The organism is Pseudomonas sp. AG1028, from assembly GCF_007993955.1.
Classification (GTDB): Bacteria; Pseudomonadota; Gammaproteobacteria; order Pseudomonadales; family Pseudomonadaceae; genus Aquipseudomonas; species Aquipseudomonas straminea.
This window is the reverse complement of sequence record NZ_VIVP01000001.1, coordinates 328,907-353,582: the sequence shown is the minus strand read 5'-3', so window position 1 is coordinate 353,582 and position 24,676 is coordinate 328,907. Positions and strand designations below refer to the sequence as shown.

At 63.6% G+C, this 24,676-nt stretch carries 23 protein-coding genes; 8 read left to right on the top strand and 15 right to left on the bottom strand.

Features of this window, described 5'->3' with window-relative positions; all coding sequences use genetic code 11:
* Window positions 1-105: 105 nt before the first annotated feature.
* The gene (locus FB481_RS01610) at window positions 106-852 is read right to left on the bottom strand and encodes a class I SAM-dependent methyltransferase (RefSeq protein WP_372239522.1); all 747 of its coding nucleotides are present in this window, start codon (window positions 850-852) and stop codon (window positions 106-108) included.
* Window positions 853-999: 147 nt separating this feature from the next.
* Here FB481_RS01610 and FB481_RS01605 point away from each other — a divergent pair, with 147 nt between their 5' ends.
* Window positions 1,000-1,431, top strand: coding sequence for a hypothetical protein (locus FB481_RS01605; protein WP_147174873.1), 432 nt, complete (start codon window positions 1,000-1,002; stop codon window positions 1,429-1,431).
* A gap of 2 nt (window positions 1,432-1,433) precedes the next feature.
* On the opposite strand, the gene FB481_RS01600 is transcribed toward FB481_RS01605, so the two are convergent.
* The 5 genes from FB481_RS01600 to FB481_RS01575 all read right to left on the bottom strand — a co-directional run bounded on the left by FB481_RS01600 (window position 1,434) and on the right by FB481_RS01575 (window position 6,218).
* Entirely contained in the window at window positions 1,434-2,123 is a 690-nt protein-coding gene (locus FB481_RS01600) for an extensin family protein (protein WP_147174872.1), read from the bottom strand.
* A 1-nt stretch (window position 2,124) separates the two neighbouring features.
* Window positions 2,125-2,955, bottom strand: a complete 831-nt coding sequence (locus FB481_RS01595) for an oxaloacetate decarboxylase (RefSeq protein WP_147174871.1) — start codon at window positions 2,953-2,955, stop codon at window positions 2,125-2,127.
* 566 nt (window positions 2,956-3,521) lie between these two features.
* Window positions 3,522-5,162, bottom strand: a complete 1,641-nt coding sequence (groL, locus tag FB481_RS01585; RefSeq protein WP_093504068.1) for a chaperonin GroEL — start codon at window positions 5,160-5,162, stop codon at window positions 3,522-3,524.
* A gap of 48 nt (window positions 5,163-5,210) precedes the next feature.
* Window positions 5,211-5,504, bottom strand: coding sequence for a co-chaperone GroES (locus FB481_RS01580; RefSeq protein ID WP_093504070.1), 294 nt, complete (start codon window positions 5,502-5,504; stop codon window positions 5,211-5,213).
* A gap of 255 nt (window positions 5,505-5,759) precedes the next feature.
* Entirely contained in the window at window positions 5,760-6,218 is a 459-nt protein-coding gene (locus FB481_RS01575) for an FxsA family protein (RefSeq protein ID WP_093504072.1), read from the bottom strand.
* Between the two features lie 300 nt (window positions 6,219-6,518).
* On the opposite strand from FB481_RS01575, the gene FB481_RS01570 reads away from it, so the two are divergent.
* Complete coding sequence (locus FB481_RS01570) at window positions 6,519-7,277, top strand: SDR family oxidoreductase (RefSeq protein WP_147174869.1); 759 nt, start codon at window positions 6,519-6,521, stop codon at window positions 7,275-7,277.
* A gap of 74 nt (window positions 7,278-7,351) precedes the next feature.
* Here the strand turns inward: FB481_RS01570 and FB481_RS01565 are convergent, their stop codons facing one another.
* Entirely contained in the window at window positions 7,352-8,356 is a 1,005-nt protein-coding gene (locus tag FB481_RS01565; protein ID WP_093504076.1) for a DUF481 domain-containing protein, read from the bottom strand.
* A 132-nt stretch (window positions 8,357-8,488) separates the two neighbouring features.
* Here FB481_RS01565 and FB481_RS01560 point away from each other — a divergent pair, with 132 nt between their 5' ends.
* Window positions 8,489-8,854, top strand: coding sequence for an MGMT family protein (locus tag FB481_RS01560; protein WP_093504078.1), 366 nt, complete (start codon window positions 8,489-8,491; stop codon window positions 8,852-8,854).
* Between the two features lie 100 nt (window positions 8,855-8,954).
* On the top strand, window positions 8,955-10,499 hold the full coding sequence (locus FB481_RS01555) for an AmpG family muropeptide MFS transporter (RefSeq protein ID WP_093504080.1): 1,545 nt from the start codon (window positions 8,955-8,957) through the stop codon (window positions 10,497-10,499).
* Between the two features lie 53 nt (window positions 10,500-10,552).
* Here the strand turns inward: FB481_RS01555 and FB481_RS01550 are convergent, their stop codons facing one another.
* Window positions 10,553-11,389 carry a mechanosensitive ion channel family protein gene (locus FB481_RS01550; RefSeq protein WP_093504082.1) on the bottom strand — a complete coding sequence of 279 codons (837 nt, stop codon included), beginning with the start codon at window positions 11,387-11,389 and terminating at the stop codon, window positions 10,553-10,555.
* Window positions 11,390-11,505: 116 nt separating this feature from the next.
* A complete protein-coding gene (locus tag FB481_RS01545) occupies window positions 11,506-11,985 on the bottom strand; it encodes a YajQ family cyclic di-GMP-binding protein (protein WP_093504084.1) in 480 nt (159 codons plus the stop codon).
* 257 nt (window positions 11,986-12,242) lie between these two features.
* On the opposite strand from FB481_RS01545, the gene FB481_RS01540 reads away from it, so the two are divergent.
* Genes FB481_RS01540 through FB481_RS01525 form a run of 4 tightly spaced genes read left to right on the top strand, consistent with a single transcriptional unit; the run spans window position 12,243 to window position 16,753 of the window.
* Window positions 12,243-13,205 carry a response regulator gene (locus tag FB481_RS01540; protein WP_093504087.1) on the top strand — a complete coding sequence of 321 codons (963 nt, stop codon included), beginning with the start codon at window positions 12,243-12,245 and terminating at the stop codon, window positions 13,203-13,205.
* Window positions 13,202-14,113 carry a putative 2-dehydropantoate 2-reductase gene (locus tag FB481_RS01535; RefSeq protein WP_093504088.1) on the top strand — a complete coding sequence of 304 codons (912 nt, stop codon included), beginning with the start codon at window positions 13,202-13,204 and terminating at the stop codon, window positions 14,111-14,113. The genes FB481_RS01540 and FB481_RS01535 overlap by 4 nt, the downstream gene beginning before the upstream one ends.
* 46 nt (window positions 14,114-14,159) lie before the next feature.
* On the top strand, window positions 14,160-16,163 hold the full coding sequence (locus tag FB481_RS01530) for a HAMP domain-containing sensor histidine kinase (RefSeq protein ID WP_093504090.1): 2,004 nt from the start codon (window positions 14,160-14,162) through the stop codon (window positions 16,161-16,163).
* 14 nt (window positions 16,164-16,177) lie between these two features.
* On the top strand, window positions 16,178-16,753 hold the full coding sequence (locus FB481_RS01525; RefSeq protein ID WP_093504092.1) for a cob(I)yrinic acid a,c-diamide adenosyltransferase: 576 nt from the start codon (window positions 16,178-16,180) through the stop codon (window positions 16,751-16,753).
* Here FB481_RS01525 and FB481_RS01520 read toward each other — a convergent pair.
* The 6 genes from FB481_RS01520 to secA all read right to left on the bottom strand — a co-directional run bounded on the left by FB481_RS01520 (window position 16,743) and on the right by secA (window position 24,602).
* Complete coding sequence (locus FB481_RS01520) at window positions 16,743-17,627, bottom strand: pseudouridine synthase (protein WP_093504094.1); 885 nt, start codon at window positions 17,625-17,627, stop codon at window positions 16,743-16,745. The genes FB481_RS01525 and FB481_RS01520 overlap by 11 nt on opposite strands.
* Before the next feature lie 22 nt (window positions 17,628-17,649).
* Complete coding sequence (locus tag FB481_RS01515) at window positions 17,650-18,576, bottom strand: AEC family transporter (protein WP_147174868.1); 927 nt, start codon at window positions 18,574-18,576, stop codon at window positions 17,650-17,652.
* A gap of 69 nt (window positions 18,577-18,645) precedes the next feature.
* On the bottom strand, window positions 18,646-19,596 hold the full coding sequence (locus tag FB481_RS01510; protein ID WP_147174867.1) for a Nudix family hydrolase: 951 nt from the start codon (window positions 19,594-19,596) through the stop codon (window positions 18,646-18,648).
* Window positions 19,593-20,225 (bottom strand): glutathione S-transferase family protein, encoded by a 633-nt coding sequence (locus tag FB481_RS01505; RefSeq protein WP_147174866.1) that lies wholly within the window; start codon window positions 20,223-20,225, stop codon window positions 19,593-19,595. The genes FB481_RS01510 and FB481_RS01505 overlap by 4 nt, the downstream gene beginning before the upstream one ends.
* 109 nt (window positions 20,226-20,334) lie before the next feature.
* Window positions 20,335-21,552: a bifunctional glutamate N-acetyltransferase/amino-acid acetyltransferase ArgJ gene (argJ, locus tag FB481_RS01500; protein WP_147174865.1), complete on the bottom strand. Its 1,218-nt coding sequence runs from the start codon at window positions 21,550-21,552 to the stop codon at window positions 20,335-20,337.
* 314 nt (window positions 21,553-21,866) lie between these two features.
* Entirely contained in the window at window positions 21,867-24,602 is a 2,736-nt protein-coding gene (gene secA, locus FB481_RS01495; RefSeq protein WP_147174864.1) for a preprotein translocase subunit SecA, read from the bottom strand.
* Between the last annotated feature and the right edge of the window lie 74 nt (window positions 24,603-24,676).

The following is a 24,676-nucleotide window of genomic DNA, read 5'->3' as shown; positions in this document are numbered from 1 at the left end:
CCGCTCCCACAGATAATCACCAGTCCATCCCACGAGAACGAACGGCCGCTCCCGCCACTTGGCGGTCAAGCGCTGAAGCCGAGCCGAAAGATCGTGAGCAAGCCTTTAAGGCGTGAGCTTCTTCAATGGGTAGATGTCGTAGCGGCTGGACTTGCCCTCCAGCGCATAACCCGGCTTAGCGCCCTCGATGACCGGCGCCTTGCGCGGGCGCTTGACCACCACGCGGTGGCTGGCGAGTTTGAGCGCCGCCTCGAGCAGTGCCGGAGCATCCAGATCATCGCCGACGAAGGGACGGAACAGGCGCATCTCCTTTTTCACCAGAGCGCTCTTGTCGCGGTGAGGAAACATCGGGTCGAGGTAGATCACTTGCGGCGCCTCGCCCTGCCAACCGACCATCAGCTCGATGGCGTTGCCCTGCAGCAGGCGCATGCGCGCGACGATACCTGCCACCTCGGCGTCCGCTGCCGCCCGCTGCAGGCCCTCCTCGAGCAGCGCACCGACCAGCGGCTGGCGCTCGATCAGGTCGACCTGGCAACCCAGGCTGGCCAACACGAAGGCATCGCGGCCCAGCCCTGCGGTGGCATCCAGCACCCGCGGGCGAATGCCCTGGGAGATGCCGACAGCCTTGGCGATCATCTGCCCAGCGCCGCCGCCGAACTGGCGACGATGCGCCACCGCGCCCTCGACGAAATCCACCCGCACCGGCCCTGGCGCCTGCGGGCCGAGCTCGACCAGCTGCAAGCCAGCCTCGCCCAGTTGCAACGCATAACCGGCCTCGCCTTCGAGCGGCAAGCCCAGACGCTGCGCCCATTGCTGCGCGCCGGCTTGCAGATGCGGCGCCAGGGCCTCCATGCGAATGCGCGCGTCGGGCTGTAGTTCACTCATTGCGGATCGTCCATCAACTCAGATGCGGCAGCTTTCAAGCAACCGCGGGGCTCAACTCGGGCCGACAGCAGCCGATACCCTGGAAAGCGCTAGTTTGCCAGAGCCCGACGTTCGATGTTTGAAGTCATCTCCCGTATTCCCGGTGACACCCGGGTAGCCGCCCAGAAATCCGGTACGCCATCGAGCGCCAGCGCGGCGCTGTACGACCAGATTCTGCGCAGCGTGCTGCGCGAGATGGAAAGCGCCATCGCCCAGCACTCGGCGCCAGCACTGGTCACGCCCACACCAACGGCAACCCCCGCCGATGAAGCGCCCCTGCAAGGCATGCGAACCTTGGAAGATGTGATGATGCAGCGCCAGTTCACCTGCTCGCTGAAAGACGTGGGCGCCGCCCTGCCCCTCGGAGAACTGGCGTCGCAGCAGAATCTGCTGGCGCCGTCTGGCAATGCCGAGAACGCCTCGAGCAACCCGCTGTTGGAAGAATCCCTGGCGCCCTGGGAGCTGCTGATGGGCCATCTGACCCTACAGCAACGCCTGGCTCGCTGAACTCAACGACACATGCGAAAACCGCCCATATCCAAGTGGAAATGATCGCGGTGCGCGGCGTTGTAGTCCGGACCCAGGGTAGTGTTGAAACTGGAGCACGCCGCCTGCTGCACCTGGCGCAGGAACAGCGACTTGTCATCCTCGCCCGGCCAATCGCGCAGCACACTGATGCGCCGGCCATCGGCCAGGCGAAAGCCGACGATATCCAGGGCATTGGCCGAGGCGTGCTGGCTTCGCCGCTGACTGCCGGCGATGGTGCGGCAGGCGAAGCTGCCAACGTGATCGACCTGCACCACACGCTGGTCGAAGCGCTGCTCGGCTGCCGGCTGCAGGCCGTGGCGCTCGAACAGGGCGAATGCCGCAGCTACCGGGCAGGTGGCGATAAAGCTGCTGCTCAGGCGAACCTCGCTGCCCTGCACACGCACCGTATTGGTCAGCGGGCAATCGGCGTCTGGTGTGCTGTCGGGTAGCGCGACATAGCGCAGCGCCGAGGTGTCGAGCACCGTACGGCACAGCTCCGGGTCGCCCTGCAGGCGACGCAGCTTGTAGGCGGTCAGCCAGTTGGGCATGTCGCGCAGGTCGAGCGGCGCCCAGGGATTCCAGCGCGGCGGCACGTCGATCCACTGGCGGTACAGCGCCAGCGGGCCGCCGACCACCACGAAGATCAACAGCGCGATCAGAAACTGCCGCACGCTAGGCCTTGAACAGATCGTTGATGGTGTCGAACGGCAGGGCCTGTCGGGCGCCGCTCAGGTCGCCGCGCTCGGCAAGCCCGGTGGCTGCCTGCAAAAAGGCGCCATAGGCAGCGCGGGCCAGATTGGAGCCCAGGCTGACGCGCTTGACGCCCAGTTGCGCCAGCTCGTCCAGCGATAGTTTCAGGCTCGGCGAGCCGACCAGCACGTTGACCGGTTTGGGCGCCACCGCCTCGACCACTGCCTTGATCTGTTCACGACTGGTCAGCCCTGGCGCGTAGAGCACGTCCGCGCCCGCCTCGGCGTAAGCCACCAGGCGGCGGATGGTATCGTCCAGATCGGCACGGCCGTGCAGGAAGTTTTCCGCACGCGCCGTCAGGGTGAAGGGAATGTCCATCGCGCGAGCCGCCGCTACCGCAGCGCGAATGCGCTCCACGGCGAGTTCGAAGGGATAAATGGGTTCTTCCGCGCGGCCAGTGGCATCTTCGATGGAGCCGCCGACCAGACCAATCTGCGCCGCCACCCGCACGGTCGCGGCACATGCCTCGGGGGAATCGCCATAGCCATTTTCCAAGTCGGCGACCACCGGCAGCGAAGTCGCCTCGACGATGGCGCGGGCATTGGCCAGTGCCTCGTCGCGGCTTACCGCGCCTTCGGCATCGCGGCGGCCCAGGGAAAAGGCCAGTCCGGCGCTGGTGGTAGCCAGAGCGTGAAAACCAAGCGCGGCGAGCATCTTCGCCGACCCGGCATCCCAGGGGTTGGGCAGAACCAGTAGCTCAGCTTGCTGGTGCAATGCCCGGAGGCGTTCGGCACGTTCACGGTAGATGGACATCGGCTGCTTCCCTTGCGTCGAGTGAGCGCTCAGGGTATCGGAGTTCTTAGCCGGGGGAGAAATTCACTGTTCCACGGCCCAGCGGCCCGGCGACGGACACCCCGACAGAGAATCAGCGTCGTGCCTGGGAAAGGCCCATCACCAATAACAACAGATTCTGGCTGGCTTCAGGAGACGCCTGGGTAACCCGTTTGATTTTCGGGCTCAGGCAATTGGTTCGGTGAGTGCTGGTCACGACACCTGGGCCAGGCTCATACCAGGAGGCCGCCGCGAACGCCGAAACGCTCAACGCAGCAACAAGAAACAAACCTCTGGCTACGCCTAAGCTCATGATCGCAACCTCTTGATAGTGCGGCCAATGCGTCCGCTAACACTAGATCACGATGAGCTTGGAAAGGTTGCAACAAGACGAACGGTCAAAACCCTTTGCGCCGAAAGCGGTCCCGCCATCAGCCAACTATTGCCGCTGGCCCGCCAGCTAGACACTTGCGGTGCAAAAAAGCGCGCAATAAAAAACCCCGCGCCAGGGGCGCGGGGTTTTCGGTACAGCTCAGGTGCCGGGAGGCTTACATCATGCCGCCCATGCCACCCATACCGCCCATGTCCGGCATGGCCGGAGCAGCCTTGTCTTCCGGCAGCTCTGCAACGATCGCCTCGGTGGTGATCAGCAGGCCAGCGATGGAAGCAGCGGCTTGCAGCGCGCTACGGGTAACCTTGGCCGGGTCGATGATGCCGAACTCGATCAGGTCGCCGTACTCGCCGTTGGCAGCGTTGTAACCGTAGTTACCGGAACCCTGTTTGACCTTGTCCAGAACCACGGACGCTTCGTCGCCAGCGTTGGTGACGATCTGACGCAGCGGCGCTTCGATGGCACGGCGCAGAATGCTGATACCAGCGTCCTGCTCCAGGTTGATGCCTTTGAGGCCGTCCAGAGCGGACTGAGCACGAACCAGGGCAACACCACCGCCAGGTACCACGCCCTCTTCGACGGCTGCGCGGGTTGCGTGCAGGGCGTCTTCAACGCGGGCTTTCTTCTCTTTCATCTCGACTTCGGTGGCAGCGCCGACCTTGATCACTGCAACACCGCCGGCCAGCTTGGCCAGACGCTCTTGCAGCTTCTCTTTGTCGTAGTCCGAAGAGGTCTCTTCAACCTGCTTGCGGATCTGGGCAACGCGCGACTCGATGTCGGATTGCTGGCCAGCACCGTCGATGATAGTGGTGTTTTCCTTGTTCAGGACTACACGCTTGGCTTGACCCAGGTGCTCCAGAGTGGTGCTTTCCAGGCTCAGGCCGATCTCTTCGGAGATCACGGTACCGCCGGTCAGAACGGCGATGTCCTGCAGCATGGCCTTGCGACGATCACCGAAGCCCGGCGCCTTGACGGCAGCGACCTTGACGATGCCACGCATGTTGTTGACCACCAGAGTAGCCAGGGCTTCGCCCTCGACATCTTCGGCAACGATCAGCAGCGGACGGCCAGCCTTGGCAACGGCTTCCAGGACCGGCAGCAGTTCGCGGATGTTGCTGATTTTCTTGTCGACCAGCAGCAGCAGCGGGCTATCCAGCTCGGCAACCATGGTGTCCGGCTTGTTGATGAAGTACGGCGACAGGTAGCCGCGGTCGAACTGCATGCCTTCTACGACGGACAGTTCGTTTTCCAGGCCCGAGCCTTCTTCAACGGTGATCACGCCTTCTTTACCGACTTTTTCCATGGCTTCGGCAATGATGTTGCCGATGGAGTCATCGGAGTTGGCGGAGATGGTGCCAACCTGGGCAATGGCTTTGCTGTCGGTGCACGGCTTGGACAGGTTCTTCAGCTCGGCGACGATGGCTGCGGTGGCCTTGTCGATGCCGCGCTTGAGGTCCATCGGGTTCAGGCCGGCAGCGACCGACTTCAGGCCTTCGGTGACGATGGCTTGAGCCAGAACGGTAGCGGTGGTGGTGCCGTCACCGGCAGCGTCGTTGGCCTTGGAGGCAACGTCTTTGACCAGCTGGGCGCCGATGTTTTCGATCTTGTCCTTGAGCTCGATCTCTTTGGCGACGGAAACGCCGTCCTTGGTGATCAGCGGCGCGCCGAAGCTGCGCTCCAGGACCACGTTACGGCCCTTCGGGCCGAGGGTGGCTTTGACTGCATCGGCCAGAACGTTGACACCGGTGAGCAGTTTCTTGCGAGCGGCGTCGCCGAATTTTACGTCTTTAGCTGCCATGTTATTTGATCCTCAATTCTTGACGATTAAACGGAAATTCGCGGTCGATCAGGCTTCGATAACAGCGAGGATTTCGCTCTCGCCCATTACCAGCAGGTCTTCGCCATTGACCTTGACGGTGTTGCTGCCCGAATACGGGCCGAACACCACTTTGTCACCGACCTTGACGGCCAGGGCACGGACTTCACCGTTGTCCAGAACACGGCCAGTACCAACGGCAACGATTTCGCCCTGATTCGGCTTCTCGGCGGCCGAGCCCGGCAGCACGATACCGCCAGCGGTTTTGGTTTCTTCTTCGCTGCGACGGATCACGACGCGGTCATGCAAAGGACGAAGCTTCATTGTCGATCTCTCCCAATAGTTGTTGAAATTACCGGTGCTCTCACCGGCAGGATCATGGCGCTGCGCAAACACCCAACGCCGAAATTTGCTTCAGCTGACGCTGAAAAACCTTGCGGTGTCCGCTACATAGGGGCGGCCAAACGCAATTCAAGGGCAGCCGCTAATTTTTTTACGCAGGCAACGGACGCTCGGCACCTGAAAAAGCAAGGCCCCGGTCAGTGAACACTGACCGGGGCCCGGGAGCAGCGCGCGGGATCAGTCGCGGCGCTCGTATTCACCTTCAAGCACATTGGGCTTGTGACCGCCGGGCTGGCCATTACGAGCCGCCATGTCATCGGCGAAAGCACGTTGCCGCTCGGCCTGCTCGGCAGCGCGTTGACGTACCCGCTCGACCAGCCAGCGGCGGGTGAAGGGCAGCAGGCAGAAAATGCCGATGACATCACTGATGAACCCCGGCAGCAGCAACAGGCCACCACCGACTGCCATCATCAGGCCCTGCAGCACTTCCTGATCCGGCATTTCGCCGCGCGCCAGGCGCTCGCGGGCACGCCAAGCGGTGGTGATACCGGCGATGCGCAGCATCAGGCCGCCGAAGATCGAGGTGAGAATCACCAGGGCAATGGTCGGCAGCACACCGATAGCACTGCCCACCGAGATGAGCACGGCCAGCTCGAGAATCGGGAACAGCAGGAACAACAACGTGAAAATGCGCATCGCGGTTTCCTTGACGGAAGAACACCTTCCAGTAGGAGAGAAATATGGGGTGTTGCGCTTAATTCAAGCTGAAGTTTCGACTTCTCAAGTAGCCGCCACGTTCCAAGCCAGGCGACGCGGGGCTTCGGCTAGGCGAGCAGCGCTGTTACAGGATGTTGGTGATCGCGATTACAGGCACTGGTGCGCCGGCCTCGTCGCACTCTATGCTGCTGCCGGTACGTCATGGCAATCGACCGGCGCGAACAAGCGAATCACCTTGCACCGGTACGACCCGTTCGACTCTCAATCAAGGGAATTGGCATGCAACTCCAAGACAAAATCATCATCATCACCGGCGGCGGCCAGGGCCTGGGCCGCGCCATGGCCGAGTATCTCGCCGAGCGCGGCGTGCGCCTGGCACTGGTCGACCTGAATCAGGAAAAGCTCGATGAAACCGCCACGGCCTGCCGGGCCATCGGCGTGCAGACGCGTACCTACCTGTGCAACGTGGCCAACGAAGAACAGGTGACTCAGACCGTGGCGCAGATCGCCGAGGACTTCGGTTCGATCAATGGCCTGGTCAACAACGCCGGCATCCTGCGCGATGGCCTGACCATCAAGGTCAAAGACGGCGAGATGAGCAAGATGAGCCTGGCCCAGTGGCAGTCGGTGATCGACGTCAACCTGACCGGCGTGTTCCTGTGTACTCGCGAAGTGGCGGCGAAGATGATCGAGCTGCAGAACGAGGGCGCGATCATCAATATTTCCTCGGTGTCGCGCGCCGGCAATATCGGCCAAGCCAACTACTCGGCAGCCAAGGCGGCGGTCGCTGCCGACACCGTGGTATGGGCCCGCGAGTTCGCCCGTTATGGCATCCGCGTGTCCGGCGTGGCGCCCGGATTCATCGAAACCGACATGGTCGCCAGCATGAAGCCCGAAGCGCTGCAGCGCATGACCGACGTGATCCCGCTCAAGCGCCTCGGCAAGCCGCAGGAGATCGCCCACGCCATCGCCTTCCTATTGGAAAACGACTACTTCACCGGGCGCATCCTCGAACTCGACGGCGGCGTGCGGCTGTAAGGCGTCAGCCGGCAAACGCCGGACAACAGAAAGCCCCGCATCTGGCGGGGCTTTTTGCTGTGCATCGGCTTGGCTTACCAGCCTACACCGAAGCCCAGAGTGTAACGGGTTTCGTCCTTGTCGCCTTCCGATCCACTGACCTGATCCTTGGAAGCCTTCATGTTCAGCGACGCCCAGTCGGTGACCTTGTAGCGCAGGCCCACTTCGGCATCCAGGGAATAATCGGCAGCGCCGGCCAGCGGCTTGCCAATCTCGCCATTGCTGAACAGCTCGATGGTCTTGCCGACCAGGTAGCGGTTGTAATCCCACTTCATACTGATGGCGTAGAAGTTATCCTTCTCGCCATTGGCAAACTCGTAGTCGGAACGGTTGATCAGGCCAGCCAGAGAGAAGGCGCCGAGTTCGTTATCCCAGAACTGGTAACCCGGACCGGTACCGACAGTGCGCTGACGGGCCAGATCCTCGATCTTGTCGCGCTTGTATTCCAGGCGCCCCTGCCAGAACCACTTCTCGTCGAGAAAGCGGTCCAGCGCGTACTCGGTGCTCCAGTTGTCGGTACTGACCACGTCGTCCTTGAGTTCGCGGTTGTAATCGACCTCGGCGTTGTGACGCCACTTGCCATGACGCGCCTGGGTCTTGAGATCGACATCGTAGTCATCGGTGTCGCGCTCGGCGCGCTTGTAGTCCATGGCCACGTCGACGTTGCCCTTCCACAGGAAGTCTTCCACCAGCGGCTTGGGCTTCATGATCTGCTTGATGCTGGCCAGCTCGACGGTCTTGGGTGCAGCGCCATTGGCCAACGTCACCTTGCCGGGCTCTGCGGCCTGCAGCGACTTGGCCCGCTCGCCGGTGATGTCGTTTTCCTTGACCAGCAGTTCGCGGTCGCTTTCCAGAGTAGCGACCTGCTTCCAGTCCAGCGGGATGGAGCCGCCGTATTCGGTCTGCAGCATCAATTTGCCGCCGTCGAAGACACGGATGGTCCCGGTCAGGCGGTCGCCGTTCTTCATCCAGACGGTATCGGCCATCAGCGGCGTGGCGGCCACGCTAAGGCCCAGGCACAACAGAGTACGAGTAAACATAAGCGGACGAGTCTGCTCCGGTTCGCGGGAAATCGGGCATTATCCGCATACCCGAAAATTGAGCAAGAAATGACCGACGGAAATGCCTTGAGTTCATCGAGAGCCGTTATTCGTCGGCCTCAGGAGTCTGTAATGCCCGCGCTACAGCCCGGTGACAACGCCCCTCGTCCAGACGATCAGCAAGCCCGCCGCGATGCCCTTTATCTGGCGCTGGCCCAGGTGCCGCCCGGCAAGGTGGTGACCTATGGCGAACTGGCGGCGCTGGCCGGCCTGGGACGTGCAGCGCGCTGGGTCGGCCGCACCCTAGGCCAGTTGCCGGACGGCACCACCCTGCCCTGGCATCGGGTGGTCGCGGCTGGCGGCCGGTTGAGCCTGACAGCAGACTCGCCAAGCGGGGTTGAACAACGTGCCCGATTGCGCGTCGAAGGGGTGCTATCCCACAATGGTCGGGTGGATATCCGACGCCACGGCTGGCGGCCCCTGGAGCACGAGGCGTGAGACTCGCGGCGCCACGCGCAACCGGCTTGCACTGACCCGACCCTAGCCCCTAGAGTGCGCCACTTGTTCATGCTTTCTCCCTCCAGGCCGATCCCCCTCAATGCATCGTAAAAGCTGGCGCGACGCGGTCGCCGCCTATTCCAGCCCCTCGACACTGGTTCTTCTGGTGCTGGGCTTTGCCGCCGGCCTGCCTTACATGTTGGTGTTCTCGACCCTGTCGGTGTGGCTGCGCGAAGCCGGCGTGGCGCGGGAAACCATCGGTTTCGCCAGCCTGATCGGCCTGGCTTACGCCTTCAAATGGGTGTGGTCGCCGCTGCTCGACCAATGGCGCCTGCCGCTGCTCGGCAAGCTCGGCAGGCGACGTTCCTGGCTGGTGCTGTCGCAGATTCTGATCGCCGTCGGCCTCGCCGGCATGGCGCTGTGCGATCCGCACACCCACCTGACCTGGCTGATCGCCCTCGCCGTGCTGGTGGCCTTCGCCTCGGCAACCCAGGACATCGCTGTCGATGCCTACCGTCTGGAGATCGTCGACGACACCCGCCAGGCCGCCCTGGCCGCCAGCTACATGGCCGGCTACCGGGTCGCCGCGCTGCTCGCCACCGCCGGCGCACTGTACGTCGCCGAGGGCCTCGGCTCGACCACCCTGCTCTACCAGCACGCCGCCTGGGCCGGCACCTACCTGCTGTTCGCCCTGCTGATGCTGCCGGGCCTCCTGACCAGCCTGTGGATGAAAGAGCCGGCGGTGTCGATGAAGACCCAGCTGGCCGCCGCCAAGTATGGATTCAGCCACCAGATCGCCTCGGTGCTGGTGCTGATCGTGCTGCTGGTGTCGGTGCCGGCGATGTTCACCCAGCTCTACAACACCGACTTCCCCAGTCTGGTCACCGGTGAAGCCACGCTGCTGGACCTGTTGCTCGAGGACCGCGCCTTCCTGCGCGCCATCCTCTATACGATCCTGACTGCCCTGTGCCTGTCGTCCATGGGCCGCCGCGGACTGGCGCCAGTACTCACGCCGGTCAACGACTTCATCCTGCGTTACCGCTGGCAGGCCTTCCTGCTACTGGGGTTGATCGCCACCTACCGCATGTCCGACACGGTCATGGGCGTGATGGCCAACGTCTTCTACATCGACCAGGGCTTTACCAAGGACCAGATCGCCAGCGTCAGCAAACTGTTTGGGCTGATCATGACCCTGGTCGGCGCCGGTGCCGGCGGGTTGCTGATCGTGCGCTTCGGCATCATGCCGATCCTGTTCATCGGCGGCGCGGCGTCGGCGGCCACCAACCTGCTGTTCATGGCCCTGGCTGGCATGGGCGCCAACCTGCAAATGCTGATCTTCACCATCTCGGCGGACAACTTCAGCTCCGGCCTGGCCACGGCGGCGTTCGTCGCCTACCTGTCGAGCCTGACCAACCTGAAGTTCTCCGCCACCCAGTACGCGCTGCTGAGCTCCATCATGCTGCTGCTGCCACGGTTGATCGGCGGCTATTCCGGCGTACTGGTGGAGAAGTTCGGCTACGCGGACTTCTTCCTGATCACCGCACTGATGGGCGTACCGACCCTGCTGCTGATCCTGCTGCAGTGGCATCGCCAGGGTAACCGGGCCAGCGCGCTACCGGCCGACGAGCCACCGAAGCAGGAATGACGCCAATGAAAAAGCCGACTCTCGTCGGCTTTTTCGTTTCTGCGGGCCGCGCGTCAGCCGGCCTTGCCCTGCTGCATCATCTGCACCATGCGCGGCGGCTGCGCCAGCTCGACGCCCTCGGCGCGCAGACGATCGCGCACGCTCTCGTTGAGCATGAAGATCACTGGCCAGTAATCGCCGGCAGCCGTCCACATGCGCAGCGACAGGTTGATCGAGGTTTCGCCCAGGCTAGATACCACCACCACCGGCGCCGGCTCCTGATGCACGCGCGCATCCTTGGAAAGCTCCAGCAGCACTTCGCGAGCCTTGGCCAGGTCGGCATCGTAGTCGAGCTTCACGTCGTACAGCACCTGGCGGGTGTTCTGCCGCGAGTGGTTGGTGATGATGCCGTTGGACAGGGTGCCGTTGGGCACGATCACCACCTTGTTGTCACCGGTACGCAGCACGGTGTGGAAGATCTGGATGTAGTCCACCGAACCGGAAACACCCTGGGCCTCGATGAAGTCGCCGGCCTTGAAGGGGCGGAACAGCATGATCAGCACGCCGCCGGCGAAGTTCGCGAGGCTGCCCTGCAGCGCCAGGCCGATGGCCAGGCCCGCCGCACCGATCACCGCGATGAACGAGGTGGTCTCCACGCCGATCATCGACGCCACGCTGATGATCAGCAGCACTTTGAGCACAATGCTCGCCAGGCTACCGATGAAACTGCTCAGCGCGCGGTCGACCTTGCGGCCGTCCATCAGGGCGCTGACCTTGCTGGTCAGCTTGCTGATCAGCCACCAGCCGATCAGCAGGGTAACGATGGCCAGGGCCAGCTTGCCGCTGTACTGCAGCAATACCGGAATCCAGGCCTGTGACATGACGACCAGCTGGTCGATGCTCATATCCATCGGGCATTCCTTCTAGCAATTCAAACGAAAACGCCATGGCAGGCCATGGCGTTTGCTCGGGCGTTCACGAACTTGCGACGCTGCCGTTCCGTCGGGGTTCAATAAACCCCGCCCTATCAGTCGCGGAAATTGTTGTACTGCAGGGGCATGCCGAAGTCCTTGCCGCGCAGCGAGGCGATGCATTCCTGCAGGTCGTCGCGCTTCTTGCCAGTAACGCGCACCTGCTCGCCCTGGATGGCGGCCTGCACTTTGAGCTTGGCGTCCTTGATGTGGGCGACGATCTTCTTGGCCAGCTCCTTGTCGATGCCTTCGCGGAATTCGACTTCCTGCTTGATCACCTTGCCGGACGCATACGGGTCCTTGGTCTCCATGCACTGGCTGTCGATCTTGCGCTTGATCAGGCAGCTGCGAATGATGTCGAGCATCTGCTCAAGCATGAAATCGGCTTCGGCGGTCAGCGTAACGGCCTTGTCCTTGACTTCGAAACTGCACTTGCCGCGCAGGTCGAAGCGCCGCTCCAGCTCCTTGGTGGCATTATCCAGGGCGTTGGTGAGTTCGTGTTTGTCCAGCTCCGACACCACGTCGAACGAGGGCATGGAATTCCTCCAGTTAAAAAGCGCGACCGGCAGCACCGTTTCGCGAGTCGCTGCCGGCAGCCGCCTTGGCCGCGCTACGAATGCATCGGGCTGGGCGCCAGTTCGCGAGATCGTGAATTAAGTCTGCGCAAATCGCGCGGATGGCTTGACGATAAAATTGGCGCGATCATTATATCCGCTCTGATACAGATCGCTCGGCGTTGTATTGGTTACTCCCTTCCCTCGACCTGTTTTCCTGCCCGCGAGTGCCATAAAAAATGCCCAACCCCCATCTCAGTATTCTGGTGGTGGACGACGCCAAGTTCTCGAGCGCCATGATCGGCCGTGCATTGAGCCAGGCTGGATATCAGGATATTCGCTTCGCCAGCAGCGCTGCCGAAGCCATCAGCAATCTCGAACAACGCCCCGCCAGCGTACTGCTGGCAGACTGGCTGATGCCCGAAATGGACGGTCTGGAGCTGACCGGACGGGTGCGCCAGCTCGACGAGGCGGCCGAGCACTACACCTACATCATCCTGCTGACCGGCAAGGAGGGCGAGAACGTCCTCAACGAAGCCTTCGACCGCGGCGTCGATGACTTCATCAGCAAGTCAGCGATGAACGAACAGCTGCTGCCCCGGGTATTCGCCGCCGAACGCCTGTGCAGCACCCTGCAGCGCCTGCTCCACGAAAACGCCCTGCTGGTGCAGAACATCGCCAGCCTGGAAGAACGCAACCTGGTCGACCCACTGACCGGCCTGGGCAACACCCGCTACCTGAAACAGAAGATGGCCGACAGCCTGCGCCAGGTGGAATCGCGTGGTGGCGCACTGTGCTACCTGATGATCGGTCTGCAGGGCGTCGACGAGCTGAGCGCACGCCACGGCGCGGTATTCAGCAACGAGTTGCTGCGCAGCGTGGCCCGCCGCCTGCAACAGCTGGTACGCCCGCTGGACGTGCTGGTCAGCCTGGATGATCGTCATTTCGCACTGATCACCCTGCTCGAAGATCTGCAGGAATGCTCGCCGAGCAGCTTCAAGCGTCTGCACGAAGGCCTCAACCTCAAGGCCTTCAAGACCAGCGAAGGCTTTATCAGCCTCAAGGCCGGCATCGCCGTGGTCGGGCTGGACAGCAAGGCCATGCCCATGGAGCAGCAGCAACTGCTCGACCTGGCCACTCGTCTGCTACCCGAAGCCCACGCCAGCGGCCGCGTGACCGCGGTACGCCTGCCCCGTCCATGAGCTGGCATGTACTCGGTGCCGGCAGCCTGGGCAGTCTGTGGGCCTGCCGCCTGTTTCGCGCCGATGTGCAGGTGCAGCTTGTGCTCCGTGACCCGCGGCGTCTGACCGCGTATCGCCAGGCGAGCGGCCTGACCCTGGTCGAGCAGGGCCACAGCCACCTCTACCCTATCCCGGCCAGCGACCTGCAGGATTCGGCGCCCATCGAGCGTCTGCTGCTGGCCTGCAAGGCCTATGACGCCGCTGAGGCGATTGCCGCCGTGGCCCATCGCCTGACACCGGCTGCCGAAGTCGTCCTGCTGCAGAACGGCCTGGGCAGCCAGGACGAAGTGGCGCAGCAGTTGCCTGGCCGCCGTTGCCTGCCCGCCTCCAGCACCGAAGGCGCGTTTCGTGACGGTGACTGGCGCGTGGTATTCGCCGGTCAGGGCCACACCTGGATCGGCGATCCATGCGGCGCGGCGGCGCCTGCCTGGCTGCAGGAACTGGAACGTAGCCAGATTCCCCACACCTGGAGCGCGGACATCCTCGCGCGCCTGTGGCGTAAGCTGGCGTTCAATTGCGCGATAAACCCGCTGACCGTGCTGCACGGCTGCCGCAATGGCGAACTGGTGCGCTATCACGAACAGGTCGATGCGCTATGTACCGAGCTGGCCGAGCTGTTGATCGGCTGTGGCCAGGTAGAGGCCGCCCAAAAGCTGCATAGCGAAGTGTGGCGGGTGATCGAGGCCACGGCCGCCAATTACTCGTCCATGTACCAGGACGTCGCCGCTGGTCGGCGCACCGAAATCAGCTACCTGCTCGGCTACGCCTGCGCCGCCGGCGAACGCGCTTTGCTGCAGCTGCCGCAGCTGAAAGCCTTGCACCAGCGACTGCAGGAGCATCTGGACGGCCACGGATTGCCGCGCTATTGAGTCACGCGCTACCCTGCGCCCTCACCTGCCACCACGAAACACGCCCATGCGTCTGCGCCACCGCCTGAAGAACCTGCCCGTAGGCCGAAAGCTGCTCGCTGCCCTGCTGGTCCTGCTGGCCGCCGTGCTGGTGGTCGCCAACATGACCTTCATCAGCGCGGCCTACTGGATCTCCCAGGAAAGCGTCGCGCCCCAGGCGCTGCAGACCTTGGGCCGGCTGTTCGCCACTCCCGCCCTGAGCCGCGACGCCCTGAGCTCTCCCGAAAACGCCCATGAGCTACTCAAGCGCCTGGAGGGTTATGGCCCACTACGCGCCGCGGTGATCTACGACGCCGACGGCAATAGCATGGCGCAGTTGCAGAGGGGCGAGAAACTCGACCTACCCGAGCAGGTCGCTGCTCTGGACAACTGGCGCATCGGTGAATTTCGCGCCAACCAGTTGGTCGAGCTGCCGCGATCCGATGCTCCGCCAGGCCACCTGCTACTGGTCGCCTCCAGTGAGTTGCCGGGCGCTTTCTACACCGGCACCGTCACCGCCAGCCTGGTGATCCTGCTGTTCAGCCTGGTGCTATGGCTGTTGGTGGCGCGGCAGATCCGCCGCCTGGTCACCAGCCCGATCAAACGCCTGGAAGAGCTGACCCGCCAGGTCACCCGCGAAGAGAACTACTCACTGCGCGCGCGACGCGGCAACCGCGACGAAATCGGTAGCCTGGCCGAAGCCTTCAACACCATGCTCGAGCGCATCGAGGCCCGCGAACAGCAGCTCAAGCGTGCCCGCGACGATTCCGAAGAGGCTTACAACCAGGCCCGCGGCCTGGCCGAGGAGACGCGCCTGTCCAACCGCAAGCTGGAACTCGAAGTGCAGGTGCGCAGCAAGATCGAGAAGAAGCTCACCGGTTTCCAGAACTACCTCAACAGCATCATCGACTCCATGCCCTCGGCGCTGATCGCCCTGGACGAACAGCTCTACGTGGCGCAGTGGAATCAGGAGGCCAGTGCGCTGTCCGGTACCTCCATCGACGAGGCGGTCAACCAGCCGGTGTTCCTCGCCTTCCCACTGCTCAAACCGTACCTGTCCAAACTCAAGCGCACCGCCGAGCAGCACCGGGTCGAGAAGATCGAACGCGTCACCTGGATTCGCGATGACGAGCCCCATCACTACGCCCTGACCTTTTATCCGCTGATCGGCAGCATCGGCCGTGGCGTGGTGATCCGCATCGACGACATCACCCAGCGCCTGAATCTCGAAGAGGTCATGGTGCAGTCCGAGAAGATGCTTTCCGTGGGCGGCCTGGCGGCCGGCATGGCGCACGAGATCAACAACCCGCTGGGCGCCATCCTGCACAACGTGCAGAACATCCGCCGGCGCCTGTCGCCGGAGCTGCCACGCAATCAGGAGCAAGCCGAACTGGCCGGCGTCAGCCTGCCGGCCATTGACCGCTACCTGGTAGCGCGGGAGATCCCTATGCTGCTCGACGGCATCCAGCAGGCCGGTGCACGAGCCTCGAAGATCGTCACCCACATGCTCAGCTTCAGCCGCCTGAGCAACCGTCAGCTGGCGCCCTGCCAGTTGCCGGCACTGATCGACCAGGCGGTGGAGATCGCCAGCAACGACTTCGACCTGACCGAAAGCTTCGACTTCAAGAGCCTGCTGATCCAGCGTGAATTCGACCCGCAGCTAGGGCCGATTCCCGGCATCGCCAACGAACTGGAGCAGGTGCTGCTCAACCTGCTGAAGAACGCTGCCCAGGCCATTCACCTGCGTGAAGACGAAAGTGAGCCCGGCAAGCTGATACTGCGCACGCGCCTGGCGCCGCCCTGGGCCGAAGTGCAGGTCGAAGACAATGGCGTGGGCATCCCCGAAGCCGTGCGCAAGCGCATCTTCGAACCGTTCTTCACCACCAAAGAGGTCGGTCAAGGCACCGGACTGGGACTTTCGGTGTCGTACTTCATCGTCACCAACAACCACAAGGGCCAGATGGAAGTGCACTCGCGCACCGGCCAGGGCACCTGTTTCACCCTGCGCCTGCCCCTGGGCGCCAGCAGCTGATCAGCGGAGACCCCATGGGTTATCGACTCTCGAAAATCTACACGCGCACCGGCGATGCCGGACAAACCGGTCTGGCCGACGGCCGCCGCGTCGCCAAGGATCATCCGCGCATCGAAGCCATCGGCGAAGTGGACACCCTCAACAGCCAGCTCGGCCTGCTACTCGCCGACCTGCTCGAGCAGCAGGCTAACCACCCGGGTCTCGGCGAGCTTGTCGAAGTGCTCGCGCCCTGCCAGCACCGCCTGTTCGACCTCGGTGGCGAGCTGGCGATGCCCGAGTACCAAGCGCTGCAGGGCGCCGAAATCGAGCGCCTGGAAGCGGCCATCGACCGCTGGAACGAGGAAGTCGGGCCGCTCACCAACTTCATCCTGCCCGGCGGCTCACGGCTGATCGCCCAGGCCCACCTGTGTCGCAGCAGCGCCCGCACCGCCGAGCGACGCTGCGGCCAGCTGCATACCATCGAACCACTGCGCGGTGAGTTGCTGGCCTACATCAACCGGCTGTCCGACCTGCTGTTCGTGGCCGCGCGGCTGATCGCCAGGCGCCAGGGCATCGACGAAGTGCTCTGGCAGGCCGCCGTCAAAGGCTGAGGCAACTCTCGAAGCGGCGCAGCTCGCCGCTCAGCGGGTCGCTGAACGACAGCCCACGGGCCAGCAGCTTCAGCGGCCGCCCGTAGTCGTCGGGCTCACCCTCGGCGCAGCTGACTTCGGGATAGAACGGATCGTTGAGGATCGGCGCGCCCAGGGCCGCCATATGCACCCGTAGCTGATGTTTCTTGCCGGTGACTGGCTCCAGACCGTACAACCAATGCTCGGCGCGCTTCTCGATCACCTCGACGCGCGTACGGGTGTTCGCCACCCCCGGTGCCTCGCGCATGCGAAAGAACGGCTCCCCGGCTTCGAAACGCGTCTCGCGCAACAGCGGAAACTGCAGCCCGGGCAAGGGAGCAGCCAGCGCCTCGTAGCGCTTGTCGATGGCGCGCTCGCGAAACATTGCCTGGTAGCGCCCGCGAGTCTGCGGATTGCTGGAGAACAGCACCAGCCCGGCGGTGTGCCGGTCGATGCGATGCAGGGGCACCAGATCGGCATTGCCGGTACGCTTGACCAGCCGCGCCAGCAGAGTCTGCTCGACATAGGCGCCGGCCGGCATCACCGACAGGAAATGTGGCTTGTCGGCGACCAGAATGTGCTCGTCGACATGCAGGATGGCTTCCTCGAAGGGAATCAGCGGCTCGGCGGGCACCTCACGGAAATAATGCACGCGCAGGCCGACCCGATACGGGTGATCGACGCCGATGGGCGCGCCGTCGGCGTCCAGCACCCGGCCACGGGCCATGCGCTCGAGCCAGACGTCTCGCGGAATCGCCGAGAAATGCGCGCACAGGCAGTCGAGCACCGTCGCCCAGTCGCCGGCAGGCAGGTGCAGCGTGCTGGGACGCAGGGTCGGCTGATCGGATGGTGGCATGCGAAGGCTCCAGGCGCGGTAGTCAGGGCGCGATCAGGTAGAGAAAGATCGACAGCGTCACCAGCGAACCCAGCGTCGACAACAGAATGGTGCTCGACACCTCGGCACCGTCGCGGCGATAGAACTCGGCGAGCATGAACGGCCCGGTACCGGTCGGCAACGCGCTGAGCAGCAGCGCGGCGTGGGCCCACATCGACGGCAGGCGGAACACGTAGACGGCCAATGTCCAGGTGATCAGCGGATGAGCGACCAGCTTGATCAGTACCAGGCCGGTACCGCGCTGCTTCGGCCCTGCGTGCTTTGCAGCCAGGAACAAACCCAGGGCGATGAGCGCGCAGGGGCCCGTGGCGGCGGCGAGCAATTTGAGAAACTGGTGCAGGGGCGCCGGCAGCGGCTGCGCCGTAGCCGCCCACAGACCACCGAGCAGCGGCGCCATGACGATCGGGTTCTTCAGCAGAGCGATACCGACTTTGCGCACCGCGGCCAGCAGGCTCTTTTCGTTCTGCAGGCCCACTTCGATGCACACCACCGCCAGGGCGAAAAGTACGCAGATGACGATCAGGCAGGCGATCAGCGCCGGCTCCATACCGGCATCGCCGAACACCAGCAGGCACAGCGGAATGCCCATGTAACCGGTATTGGCGTAGGAAGCGCTCAGCCCCTGCACGCTGGCATCGGCCAGGCTGGTGCTGCGCAAGCGCCACAGCAGCACCAGGGCAAAGAGGCCCAGGGTGGCGATGCCATAGGCAAGGATGAAACCGGGCTGCCAGATCTCGTCCCAGACCACCGTCGCCATCGCCTCGAACAGCAGCGCCGGCAGGCACAGCCAGACCACCATGCGGTTGATCTCCGAGGCCGCGCTGGCGCCCAGCAGGCCCAGGCGCCGGCAGGCAAACCCCGCAAGGATCAGCGCAAAGACCGGCAGGATGACATTGAGAACGGAGGCCATGGGCCGTGGATCACTCGAAAACGGGACGCCGCAGGGTAGGCGCTACGGCGTACTCATACAAGCGCCGGCTCAGCGCTGGTGCCCTGGCCAGAAAGCGCGAATGCCGGCAACGCCTTGGGCGCCAACCTGCCAGGCCTGCTGGCAATCCCGCGGCCCGACCCCACCGAGCAGGTAGCACGGCTGGTTGAAACCCTGCAGCCATTCACTCGCCCGCTGCCAACCCAGCGGCTGGGCCTCGGGATGGGTCTGGGTGACCTGCAACGGCGACAGGGTGACGAAGTCGGCGCCAATCTGGGTCGCCAGTTCGAGTTCTTCGGCACTGTGGCAGGACGCGGCCAGCCAGCGCCCTTCGGGCAGCGGACGGCCTTTGCTGGCGTACTTACGCAGTTGCTCGGCGGTCAGGTGCCAGCCGGCAGCCGGAAAATCGCCCAGCCACTCCAGCGGGCCCTTGAGCATCAACTGCGCCTTACCGGCGCAGAGCCCCTGCACGTCCACGGCCAGATCGCGGTACTGGGCGTCGAACATCGCCGGCGCGCGTAGCTGGATCAGGCGCATACCGTTGGCGACAGCAGCCCGTACGCCAGCCAGCAGCTCCGGCCCGTCCAGCCCTTCCGGGGTGATCAGGTAATGCTCGGGCAGGCGCGCCGCCGCGACGATCGGTCGGTTGGCGGCCGGAAACTCATAGTCGCCCAGCTGTCGTGGGCTGACCCAGGCCAGCGGCTGGCCCTCGGCGCCATGGGGCTCACCAGTGAATCGACTGACTTCCCAGACATCCAGCAGCACCTGCTTGTCGCTGTAGTCGTGACGTACCTGGATCAGCGGCCGCGCCGCCTCCACGCCGATGCCCAGTTCCTCGTGCAGCTCGCGCGACAGCGCCGCCAGAACGGCCTCGCCCTCCTCGACCTTGCCGCCCGGAAACTCCCAGAGCCCGCCCTGGTGCTTGTCGTCCGGGCGTTTGGCGATCAGGACCCGGCCATCGTCACCGCGGATTACCGCGGCCGCTACATGCACGCGTTTCACGTCTTCTCCTCTAGTGCAGCCTGCAGCCAGCGCTGGAATGCCGGCCACTGAAAAATGGTTTCCACATAGGCCGCCGCATCTGCCGGAAGTTGCACGCCGTAGCTGCGCAGCCGACTGGCGACCGGGGCGAAGTAGGCGTCGGCGATGCTGACTTGACCGAACAGGTACGGCCCGCCTTGACCGAAGCGCTCGCGGCAGCCCGCCCACAGCGCGACGATGCGCTGGATATCGTGCTTGACCTCGTCGGTCACGCTGGCCAACGGCGCATTGCGCTGCATGTCCATCGGCATGTGGCTGCGCAGCGCGCCAAAGCCGCTGTGCATTTCCGCGCAGGCCGAACGGGCCATCGCGCGGGCAGCCACATCGCGTGGCCACAGCCCGGCTTCGGGGAAACGCTCGGCCAGGTATTCGGCGATGGCCAGGGAATCCCAGATCACCCCGGCGTCCTCGGTCTTGAGCACCGGTACCTTGCCCGTCGGCGAATGCTCCAGCAGCCGCGCGTGGGTGTCGGCGCGAAACAGCGGCACCAGGGTTTCCCGATAGGCCGCGCCGCTGAGTTCAACCAGCAGCCAGCCGCGCAGCGACCAGGAGGAGTAGTTCTTGTTGCCTATCACCAGTTCGAGCGACATCTATTTCTCCAGCGTTCGGAAGGAACAGAGCGACAGCTTCACCCGTGGCTGCCGGCAAGGCAAATTCCCTGCGCGCATGAGGCCATGCGCGCGGGGAATCCATCGGCGATCAGGTGCGGTATTCGGCGTTGATCTTCACGTACTCGTGGGACAAGTCGGTGGTCCAGATCGTCTCGCTGCAGGTGCCGCGGCCCAGCTCGATGCGGATGGTGATTTCCTCTTCGGCCATCACCGCCGCACCCTGCTCCTCGGTGTAGCTGGCAGCGCGGCAGCCCTTGCTGGCGATACACACGTCGCCCAGGAACACGTCGATCTTGCTGACGTCCAGTTGCGCCACGCCGGCACGGCCCACGGCAGCGAGGATGCGCCCCCAGTTGGGGTCGGAGGCGAACAGCGCGGTCTTGATCAGCGGCGAATGGGCCACGGCATAGCCGACGTCCAGGCATTCCTGGTGGGTCGCCCCGCCGTTGACCTGCACGGTGACGAACTTGGTAGCGCCTTCGCCGTCACGGACGATGGCCTGGGCCACTTCCATGCACACCTCGAACACCGCCTGTTTGAGCGCTGCGAACAGCGCACCGCTGGCCTGGGTGATTTCCGGCAAGGCGGCCTTGCCGGTAGCGATCAGCATGCAGCAGTCGTTGGTCGAGGTATCACCGTCGATGGTGATGCGGTTGAACGACTTGTTCGCCGCGTCGCGCAGCAGGTCCTGCAGCACGCCTTGGGCGACCTTGGCGTCGGTGGCGATGTAGCCGAGCATAGTGGCCATGTTCGGTTTGATCATGCCCGCGCCCTTGCTGATGCCAGTCACGGTGACGGTCACGCCCTCGTGGGTGAACTGGCGGCTGGCGCCCTTGGGCAGCGTGTCGGTGGTCATGATGCCGGTGGCAGCATCGGCCCAGTTGTTCTCGGAGAGGTTGTCCAAAGCGGCCTGCAGGGCGCCTTCGATCTTCTCGACCGGCAGCGGCTCACCGATCACCCCCGTGGAGAACGGCAGCACTTCGCTTTCATCCACGCCGGCCAGGCTGGCCAGGCTCGCGCAAGTGCGCATGGCGTTCTGCAGACCCGGCTCGCCGGTGCCGGCATTGGCGTTGCCGGTGTTGGTCAGCAGATAACGCACGCTACCGGACACTCGCTTTTTGGCCAGGATCACCGGCGCCGCGCAGAACGCGTTGAGGGTGAACACCCCCGCCACACTGCTGCCCTCGGCACAGCGCATCACCACCACATCCTTGCGCCCCGGGCGCTTGATGCCGGCAGAGGCGATGCCCAGCTCGAAACCTGGAACCGGATGCAGGGTAGACAGCGGGCCAAGACCAACAGCCATGGGAAAGCTCCTTGAATTAGGTGGATGGGCACAGCATGTTCGATGCGAAAACGCCGCGAAGAGGCTAGCCCTCGCGGCGTTGGGATTTTACAGCTCAGGTAAAGAACCTGATCACGACCTTGCGAGCTAGAGGCCTGCAAGGCCTAGGCGGCCCCACGAAAACAGGCGAGGAAGCGGAGTGTACTTTTGTACATGAGCATTACTCGCTTCGCTCGCCCCTTCGGGGCCGCACTAAAGTGCGTTAGCCGCAAGCGGCTTGCCGAGCCTGTTTTCAACGCCGCAGGGCCGACGCGCAGCTAGTCGTGTTCAGGTTCTCAGTTGACCTGACCGTGGCAGTGCTTGTACTTCTTGCCGGAACCGCACGGGCACAGCTCGTTGCGGCCGATCTTCTGCTCGGCGCGTACCGGGGCGGCAGCCACGGCGACATCGCCGTCCTGGCCCTCGGCTTCTGGCTCTTCGAGCGCGGAAACTTCATCGTGCTGGAACTGCATGCGCTGGGCCATGGCTTCGGCTTCGCGGCGCAGGCGGGCTTCTTCCTCGGCCGGGTCTTCACGGCGCACCTGCACGTGAGAAAGCACACGGATGGTGTCGCGCTTGATCGAATCCAGCAGTTCCTGGAACAGGGTGAAGGACTCGCGCTTGTATTCCTGTTTCGGGTTCTTCTGCGCGTAACCACGCAGGTGGATACCGTGACGCAGGTGGTCCATGGTCGACAGGTGGTCTTTCCACAGGTCGTCCAGCACGCGCAGCAAAATCTGCTTCTCGAAGGTACGCAGGGCTTCGGCGCTGGCCTGGGTTTCCTTCTCGTTGTAGGCGTCCACCAGTTCCTTGAGGATGCGCTCGCGCAGTGTTTCTTCGTACAGCTTGTCGTCTTCGTCGAGCCACTGCTGGATCGGCAGGCGCAGGTTGAAGCCGGCGAAGATCGCCTCTTCCAGACCGGCGATGTCCCATTGCTCGGGCAGCGACTGCGGCGGCATGTGCGCGCTGATGGTGCTATCCAGAACTTCCTGGCGGAAGTCCTCGATGGTCTCGCCGACGTTGTCGGAAGCCAGCACGGTGTTGCGCATGTGATAGATCACCTTGCGCTGCTCGTTGGCCACGTCATCGTATTCGAGCAGCTGTTTACGCATGTCGAAGTTACGGCCTTCGACCTTGCGCTGCGCCTTCTCGATAGCGTTGGTCACCATGCGGTGTTCGATGGCTTCGCCCGGCTGCATGCCCAGGGCCTTCATGAAGTTCTTCACGCGGTCGGAGGCGAAGATGCGCATCAGGCTATCTTCCAGCGACAGGTAGAAGCGGCTGGAACCGGCATCGCCCTGGCGACCGGCACGGCCGCGCAGCTGGTTGTCGATACGCCGCGACTCGTGGCGCTCGGAGGCGATCACGTGCAGGCCACCGGCTTCCAGCACCTGCTGGTGACGCTTCTGCCAGTCGGCCTTGATCTGCGCGATCTGCTCGTCGGTGGGGTTCTCCAGTGCAGCGACTTCCACTTCCCAGTTGCCGCCGAGCAGGATGTCGGTACCACGACCGGCCATGTTGGTGGCGATGGTCAGCGCGCCGGGACGACCGGCCTGGGCGATGATCTCGGCTTCCTTCTCGTGGAACTTGGCGTTGAGCACCTTATGCTCGATGCCTTCCTGCTCGAGCAGGCGCGACACGTATTCGGAGGTCTCGATGGTCGCGGTGCCGACCAGGATCGGGCGGCCCTGGGCCTGGCACTCGCGGATATCGTTGATGATCGCGGCGTACTTCTCTTCCTGGGTCAGGTAGACCAGATCGTTGAAGTCCTTACGGGCGATCGGCTTGTTGGTCGGGATCACCATCACGTCCAGACCGTAGATCTGGCGGAATTCGAAGGCTTCGGTGTCGGCGGTACCGGTCATGCCGGACAGCTTGTTGTACAGGCGGAAGTAGTTCTGGAAGGTGGTCGACGCCAGGGTCTGGCTTTCGGCCTGGATCTGCACGCCTTCCTTCGCCTCGATGGCCTGGTGCAGGCCTTCGGACAAGCGACGGCCCTGCATGGTACGGCCGGTGTGCTCGTCGATCAGGATGACCTGACCGTTCTGCACGATGTATTCGACGTTGCGATGGAACAGGGTGTGGGCACGCAGGCCGGCATAGACGTGGGTCAGCAGGCCCAGGTTGTGCGCGGAATAGAGGCTTTCGCCCTCGGCCAGCAAGCCGATCTGGGTGAGCATGTCCTCGATGATCTGATGGCCGGCTTCGTTGAGTTCGACCTGACGGCTCTTCTCGTCGACCTTGTAGTGGCCTTCCTGAGTGACCACGCCTTCCTCTTCCTCGATGTGCTGCTTGAGGCGGGGAATCAGCTTGTTGATCTCGATGTACAGCTTGGAGCTGTCTTCGGCCTGACCGGAAATGATCAGCGGCGTACGGGCTTCGTCGATGAGGATCGAGTCCACTTCGTCGATCACCGCGAAATTCAGTTCGCGCTGGAATTTCTCTTCCAGGCTGAACGCCATGTTGTCGCGCAGGTAATCGAAACCGAATTCGTTGTTGGTGCCGTAGGTGATGTCGGCAGCGTAAGCGGCGCGCTTCTCTTCCGGCGGCATGAACGGGGTGACAATGCCGACCGACAGGCCGAGGAATTCGTACAGCGGGCGCATCCAGTTGGCGTCGCGGCGGGCCAGGTAGTCGTTGACCGTGACCACGTGCACACCCTTGCCTTCCAGGGCGTTGAGGTAGACGGCCAGGGTACCGACCAGGGTTTTACCCTCACCGGTACGCATTTCGGCGATCTTGCCTTCGTGCAGAGTCATACCGCCGATCAGCTGGACGTCGAAGTGGCGCATGCCCATCACGCGCTTACCCGCCTCGCGGGCCACGGCAAAGGCTTCAGGCAGCAGTTGATCCAGGGTTTCGCCCTTGGCCAGGCGGGCCTTGAATTCTTCGGTCTTGGCACGCAGTTGCTCATCGGAGAGCGCGAGCATCTGCTCCTCGAATGCATTGACGGCCTGAACCGCCTTGAGCATGCGTTTGACTTCACGCTCGTTCTTGCTTCCAAAGAGTTTTTTCAACAAAGGCGCAAACATATCGACAGGATCTTCCACGCTATGAATGGAGGGCGGCCCCGTGAGTCGCCCATGCAGCCCGTATGGCTGCGTGC

Excerpts from the sequence above, each read along its gene's own strand:
- FB481_RS01540 (WP_093504087.1), top strand. The coding sequence starts at position 12,243 with ATGCCCAACCCCCATCTCAGTATTCTGGTGGTGGACGACGCCAAGTTC.
- FB481_RS01605 (WP_147174873.1), top strand. The coding sequence starts at position 1,000 with ATGTTTGAAGTCATCTCCCGTATTCCCGGTGACACCCGGGTAGCCGCC.
- secA (WP_147174864.1), bottom strand. The coding sequence starts at position 24,602 with ATGTTTGCGCCTTTGTTGAAAAAACTCTTTGGAAGCAAGAACGAGCGT.
- FB481_RS01505 (WP_147174866.1), bottom strand. The coding sequence starts at position 20,225 with ATGTCGCTCGAACTGGTGATAGGCAACAAGAACTACTCCTCCTGGTCG.
- FB481_RS01565 (WP_093504076.1), bottom strand. The coding sequence starts at position 8,356 with ATGTTTACTCGTACTCTGTTGTGCCTGGGCCTTAGCGTGGCCGCCACG.
- FB481_RS01525 (WP_093504092.1), top strand. The coding sequence starts at position 16,178 with ATGGGTTATCGACTCTCGAAAATCTACACGCGCACCGGCGATGCCGGA.
- FB481_RS01520 (WP_093504094.1), bottom strand. The coding sequence starts at position 17,627 with ATGCCACCATCCGATCAGCCGACCCTGCGTCCCAGCACGCTGCACCTG.
- argJ (WP_147174865.1), bottom strand. The coding sequence starts at position 21,552 with ATGGCTGTTGGTCTTGGCCCGCTGTCTACCCTGCATCCGGTTCCAGGT.
- FB481_RS01570 (WP_147174869.1), top strand. The coding sequence starts at position 6,519 with ATGCAACTCCAAGACAAAATCATCATCATCACCGGCGGCGGCCAGGGC.
- FB481_RS01580 (WP_093504070.1), bottom strand. The coding sequence starts at position 5,504 with ATGAAGCTTCGTCCTTTGCATGACCGCGTCGTGATCCGTCGCAGCGAA.
- FB481_RS01530 (WP_093504090.1), top strand. The coding sequence starts at position 14,160 with ATGCGTCTGCGCCACCGCCTGAAGAACCTGCCCGTAGGCCGAAAGCTG.
- FB481_RS01595 (WP_147174871.1), bottom strand. The coding sequence starts at position 2,955 with ATGTCCATCTACCGTGAACGTGCCGAACGCCTCCGGGCATTGCACCAG.
- FB481_RS01575 (WP_093504072.1), bottom strand. The coding sequence starts at position 6,218 with ATGCGCATTTTCACGTTGTTGTTCCTGCTGTTCCCGATTCTCGAGCTG.
- FB481_RS01610 (WP_372239522.1), bottom strand. The coding sequence starts at position 852 with ATGGAGGCCCTGGCGCCGCATCTGCAAGCCGGCGCGCAGCAATGGGCG.
- FB481_RS01550 (WP_093504082.1), bottom strand. The coding sequence starts at position 11,389 with ATGGATATGAGCATCGACCAGCTGGTCGTCATGTCACAGGCCTGGATT.
- FB481_RS01545 (WP_093504084.1), bottom strand. The coding sequence starts at position 11,985 with ATGCCCTCGTTCGACGTGGTGTCGGAGCTGGACAAACACGAACTCACC.
- FB481_RS01535 (WP_093504088.1), top strand. The coding sequence starts at position 13,202 with ATGAGCTGGCATGTACTCGGTGCCGGCAGCCTGGGCAGTCTGTGGGCC.
- FB481_RS01515 (WP_147174868.1), bottom strand. The coding sequence starts at position 18,576 with ATGGCCTCCGTTCTCAATGTCATCCTGCCGGTCTTTGCGCTGATCCTT.
- FB481_RS01555 (WP_093504080.1), top strand. The coding sequence starts at position 8,955 with ATGCATCGTAAAAGCTGGCGCGACGCGGTCGCCGCCTATTCCAGCCCC.
- groL (WP_093504068.1), bottom strand. The coding sequence starts at position 5,162 with ATGGCAGCTAAAGACGTAAAATTCGGCGACGCCGCTCGCAAGAAACTG.
- FB481_RS01560 (WP_093504078.1), top strand. The coding sequence starts at position 8,489 with ATGCCCGCGCTACAGCCCGGTGACAACGCCCCTCGTCCAGACGATCAG.